Below are 1,889 nucleotides of genomic sequence, written 5' to 3' on the forward strand. Positions count from 1 at the left end.
AGGACCCTCTGGGTCCTTTTTTATATTATAGTAAACCTTAACCAATATCCTTTTATTAATTAAAGCTATTTCGATAAACATAAGGATCTTTGGGTTTGCTAATCGTTTTAAAACTTGTCACTTTTAAAACAGGAACTCTCGCTTTCATTGGTGCATAATAAACCGTATCTACGGTCCCTGTTACTTGGTACCATTGGTCATTCGGAATATGAATGTCATTTGGAAATTGAATCATCATACCAAATGCTCCAGAGTCAGCTATACAATGTATAATTCCGAATCGAAGTAAAAAGATTTGATTGTTATTTAGGTTGGGACCATTATAAGAAAAACCTTTGAAAGTAATTGTTTTCCCTACGAAATCCCCAGAATAATTATAAATAACTTCTAATGCTTTTAAATAATCATCATCTGTCAAAGTAATATCGTCTTTAACTTTATAAGACTTTGATTCCTTTCGAACTAAATTTAAGAAAGCATCTTGTCCTAAAAATTGGCTCATATCAGGATTTAGAACTTGATGCATCCCGTATTTATCTTTACCATCCTCTAATGCAGGGAATTGAAACCCTTTTGCATTTACTAGCTGCGAATCTAGAGTTGCAACAGGTAAAAGAACACCTGTAAGAGTAGGTATTAACACAAACGTATAAGATAGAAATCTTTTTACCTTTTTTCCTTTAGCTGATTTTGTAATGTCCTTTCCATGTTTGAGTTCATGATTATGTTCATGGTGGCATTCACAACCAATGTGTTCATTTTGTTCATTTTGTTCCTTTTTATCAGATAAATACCATCTTATTCCTTCAGCAATCGTCAACAAGAACAATACCACCACCATACTTTTAGAGAGGAAGGCGTATTTCATGTTTATATATTTTGAAATATTCCCAGAAAGGTGTAGAGTAAAAAACAAGTTGGTAAACAATAATAATATTACAACTCTAAACATTTAAATCCCCCTTTACAGAAGAAGTGCACCAATGAATACAAATACTGAAATTAAAGAAACTAATACGATAATTAGCCTCTTTTGGAAATATCCAGTCATCATTAAAATATTCTTAATATCTAACATGGCCCCAAATACTAGAAAAGCTACTAAAGAACTTTGACCGAAACTATTCCTAAATGATGAAGCAACAAAGGCGTCCGCTTCAGAACAAATCGATAAGATAAATGCCAAACCCATCATTACTAGAATTGCAGTCACCTTTGTATCACCTAAAGTAAGCAAAATCTTTGTAGGAACATACACCTGCATAGAAGCAGCAATTAATGAACCCATGACGAGAAATTTACCTACACTTAAGAATTCATCGATTGTATGGGTAACAACACTTATCAACTTATGTTTGGTGTTTTGTTTAGAATGATTGTGTACATGCACCTCAATATTGTCCTTCAAAGGATTTTCTTTGATAACAAAAGATAAGAAAATACCGACCAAAATGGAAACACCTAACGCTAATCCTGCTCGGTACCAAACCATAGTCCAACTTTCACCAAAAGCTATAAATGTGGCAAATAGAACTATAGGATTAATAATAGGTGCAGCCAGCATAAAGGAGATAGCTGCGTGTGGGGCTACTCCCTTCTTTATTAAGCGGGAAGCTATCGGGACAATTCCACATTCACATCCAGGGAAGAAAACCCCTAATAAACTCGCTGTAATCACCGATAAAAATCTATTTTTAGGCATCATTCGAATAATCATATTTTCAGAAACGAAAACTTCAATCAATGCTGAAATTAATGCCCCGATGACTATAAAAGGGATAGCTTCGATAACAATGCTGATGAATATCGTATTTAATTGTAATAATCGATCCACGAAATGTCCTCCCCTCATGAAGATTGATAAATGAGACTAATAAAGACAACTACTA

Annotated in this window: 2 protein-coding genes; both read right to left on the reverse strand. The window is 33.8% G+C overall.

Features of this window, described 5'->3' with window-relative positions; all coding sequences use genetic code 11:
* Positions 1-55 precede the first annotated feature (55 nt).
* On the reverse strand, positions 56-952 hold the full coding sequence (locus tag G6554_RS25155; RefSeq protein ID WP_166246834.1) for a TIGR03943 family putative permease subunit: 897 nt from the start codon (positions 950-952) through the stop codon (positions 56-58).
* A 12-nt stretch (positions 953-964) separates the two neighbouring features.
* A complete protein-coding gene (locus tag G6554_RS25160; RefSeq protein ID WP_166246835.1) occupies positions 965-1,852 on the reverse strand; it encodes a permease in 888 nt (295 codons plus the stop codon).
* Between the last annotated feature and the right edge of the window lie 37 nt (positions 1,853-1,889).

Source organism: Bacillus sp. MM2020_4 (assembly GCF_011250555.1).
Taxonomy (GTDB): Bacteria; Bacillota; Bacilli; order Bacillales; family Cytobacillaceae; genus Neobacillus.